Source organism: Kocuria sp. CCUG 69068 (genome assembly GCF_020833785.1).
In the GTDB taxonomy this organism is placed as follows: Bacteria; Actinomycetota; Actinomycetes; order Actinomycetales; family Micrococcaceae; genus Kocuria; species Kocuria rosea.
In genome coordinates this window covers 1-3,034 of the sequence record NZ_PDDL01000190.1, presented here as the reverse complement: position 1 = coordinate 3,034, position 3,034 = coordinate 1, and the positions used below count along the sequence as shown (strand labels likewise).

Annotated in this window: 3 protein-coding genes; 1 reads left to right on the top strand and 2 read right to left on the bottom strand. The window is 75.7% G+C overall.

Annotated elements, in window-relative coordinates; translation table 11 throughout:
* A partial coding sequence (locus tag CRM73_RS18660; protein WP_229588728.1) for a dihydrolipoamide acetyltransferase family protein occupies positions 1-964 on the top strand: 964 nt, incomplete at its 5' end.
* A 219-nt stretch (positions 965-1,183) separates the two neighbouring features.
* On the opposite strand, the gene CRM73_RS18655 is transcribed toward CRM73_RS18660, so the two are convergent.
* Both CRM73_RS18655 and CRM73_RS18650 read right to left on the bottom strand, forming a co-directional pair.
* Positions 1,184-2,437: an alpha-hydroxy acid oxidase gene (locus tag CRM73_RS18655; protein ID WP_115163508.1), complete on the bottom strand. Its 1,254-nt coding sequence runs from the start codon at positions 2,435-2,437 to the stop codon at positions 1,184-1,186.
* A gap of 78 nt (positions 2,438-2,515) precedes the next feature.
* A complete protein-coding gene (locus CRM73_RS18650) occupies positions 2,516-2,677 on the bottom strand; it encodes a hypothetical protein (protein WP_017834836.1) in 162 nt (53 codons plus the stop codon).
* Positions 2,678-3,034: the final 357 nt, after the last annotated feature.

The following is a 3,034-nucleotide window of genomic DNA, read 5'->3' as shown; positions in this document are numbered from 1 at the left end:
GATGGCCTCGGCCCCGCGCCTGGCGCCCACGGTCGTCTCGCCGATCGTGCGCAAGCTCGCCAAGGACCGCGGGGTCGACATCTCCACCGTGCGCGGCTCGGGCCCCGGCGGGCTCATCCTGCGCCGGGACGTGGTGACCGCGGCGGCCGCCCCCGCCGCACCGGCCGCGCGGGATAGCACGGCCCCGTCGTCGTCGGCCCCCGCCCCGGTGCCGTCCACCACCGCGGCGCCGTCCGCCGTGGACGCCCGCACGGGGCTCGGGGTCGCGGAGCGGGTCCCGGTCTCCGGGATCCGCAAGGTCATCGGGCAGGCCATGACCCGTTCCCGCGCCGAGATCCCCGAGGCCACCGTCTGGGTGGACGTGGACGCCACGAGGCTGGTGGAGCTGCGCGCCGAGCTCAAGGCCCAGGACCCCGCGACCGCCCCGGGGCTCATGGCGCTGATCGCGCGGTTCGTGCTCGCCGGCCTGGCCCGCCACCCCGAGCTCGCCACGCGGATCGAGACCCTCGAGGACGGCAGCCAGGAGATCGTGCGCTTCGACGGCGTGAACCTCGGCTTCGCGGCGCATACCGACCGCGGGCTCGTGGTGCCGAACATCCGCGGCGCGCACACCCTGAGCGCCCGCGGGCTCGACGCCGAGCTCCGGCGGCTCACCGAGCTCGCCCGCTCCGGCAAGGCCGGGCCCGCCGAGCTGTCCGGCTCCACGTTCACCCTCAACAACTACGGGGTGTTCGGCACGGACGGGGCCGCGGCGATCATCAACCACCCGGAGGTCGCGATCCTCGGGATCGGCCGGATCATCGACCGCCCGTGGGTGGTCGACGGGCAGCTGGCCGTCCGCAAGGTCACCCAGCTCTCCCTCGCGTTCGACCACCGGGTGTGCGACGGCGGGGCCGCCGGCGGCTTCCTGCGCATGGTGGCCGACGCGGTGGAGAACCCGGTGTCGGTGCTCGCGGACCTCTAGCGGCCCGCCGGCCCGCCGCCGCCCGCGAGAGGTCGCGTCCGGCGCACCCCCATCGCGACGGGTCGCGTTCGGCCGGTATCGCGGTCACTTGTCGACAGAACGCGACCCCTCGGCAGCGGCGGAGGCGGAACGCGACCCCTCGGCAGCGGCGGAGGCGGAACGCGACCCCTCGGCAGCGGCGGAGGCGGAACGCGACTCCTCGGTGCGGGGGCCGGTGGCTCAGCGCCGATCGGCCGGGGTGTCCCGGCGGGAGGGGGCGGGGTGGTGGCGGGCGCCGAGCAGGTGCGGGCCCAGGTCGGCGACCGTCTCGGCGCCCATCAGCTGCATGCTGATCCGCACCTCCTCGGCCAGCAGCTCGATCGCCCGCTCCACGCCCTGCTGCCCGCCGGCCATCAGCCCGTAGAGGTAGGCCCGGCCGATCAGCACGAAGTCCGCTCCGGCGCACAGGGCGGTGATCACGTCGGCGCCGCTCATCACCCCGGAGTCGAGGATCAGCTCGACGCCCTCACCCACCTCGTCCCGCACCTCGGGCAGCGCGTGCAGCGAGGCGGGGGCTCGGTCCAGCTGGCGGCCGCCGTGGTTGGAGACCACCAGCCCGTCGGCCCCGGCGGCCAGGGACTGCCGGGCGTCGTCCCGGGTCAGCACCCCCTTCACGAAGAGCTTCCCCGGCCACACGGAGCGGATCCACTCGAGGTCCGCGTAGGACAGGGTCGGGTCGAACATCGAGTTCGTGATGGTGGGCAGGTCGGCGCTCGTGCTCGAGAGGGACGCGAACTTCAGGGAGTCGGTGGTGAGGAAGTTGAACCACCACTCGGGCCGGTAGGAGGCGTCGGCCACCGTCCGCAGCGTCAGCCTGGGCGGGATGACCATGCCGTTGCGCACGTCCCGCAGCCGCTGGCCCGCCACCGGGGTGTCCACGGTGACGAGCAGGGTGCCGTAGCCGTGGGCCGCGGCGCGCTCCAGCAGGTCCCGGGACCTGGCCCGGTCCTTCCACAGGTACAGCTGGAACCAGCGGGTGGCGTCCGGTCCGGCCGCGGCGACCTCCTCCAGCGAGCGGGTCCCCATGGTGGACAGCGTGAAGGGGATGCCGGCCCGCTCCGCCGCGCGGACTCCCCCGATCTCACCCTCCGCGTGCATGAAGCGGGTGAAGCCGGTCGGGGCGATCCCGAACGGCAGCGCGGACCGCGCCCCGGCGATCGGCGTGGACAGGTCGGGAGCGGCGATGCCGTGCAGGATCCGGGGCAGCAGCTCGACCGCGTCGAACGCCTCCCGCGAACGCCGGCGGGTCAGTTCGCGCTGGGCGGCGCCGTCCGCGTAGTCGAAGGCCGGGCGCGGGGTGCGGCGGCGGGCGATCCGGCGCAGGTCCCAGAGGTCCGCGGCCCGGGCGAGCCGGGCCGCGCGGCGGTCGAGGGCGGGGGGCTCGAACTGCAGGAGCGGGCGCAGCTCGGACCACTGGGGCAGACGCCGTTCCACGGCGGACCTCCTGACGGTCGGGGTGTTCCCGACCACACTACGTCGGAGGCCCCGACGACGCCTCGGGCGGGGCGCCGTTCAGTCGGTCTCGGGACCCGCGCAGTACGGGCAGTCCTGCTCGACGTCGGCCCAGCTGTGCCGCCCGCCCCGGAGGAGCGGTGCCGCCGGTCCGCGGCCGGCGGCGTCGTCCGGGCGCGAGGAGGTCCGGGGGGAACGGGGCGGGAGCAGGTCGACGGTCATGGTGCAGTCCTCCGGGAGGGGTGGCGGCGGGCGGGGCGTCGCCCGGTCCCTCCAGTATCGGGGGCGTCATCCGTGCGGAACAGCGATGTTTTCCCATGCTGATCCGTCAGCCCCGCTGATGATTCCTGCCGGGGTCGCCGACCCGGTCACGAGTTCCCGGGGACGTGCCCCGGGAGGCGGCCCGCGCTCAGAGGCCGGTGAGGACGTCGAGGGCGGTGTCCAGGCCCTGCTCCGCCCGGACCGCGCGCCCCACGCGCTGCGCCCGCTCCCGGCGGGCGAGGGCGTCGCCCACGGCGGGGACCAGGGCCTCCGCCGTCAGCGACCGGCGCGGGATGGGGGCCGCGGCGATGCCGAGCC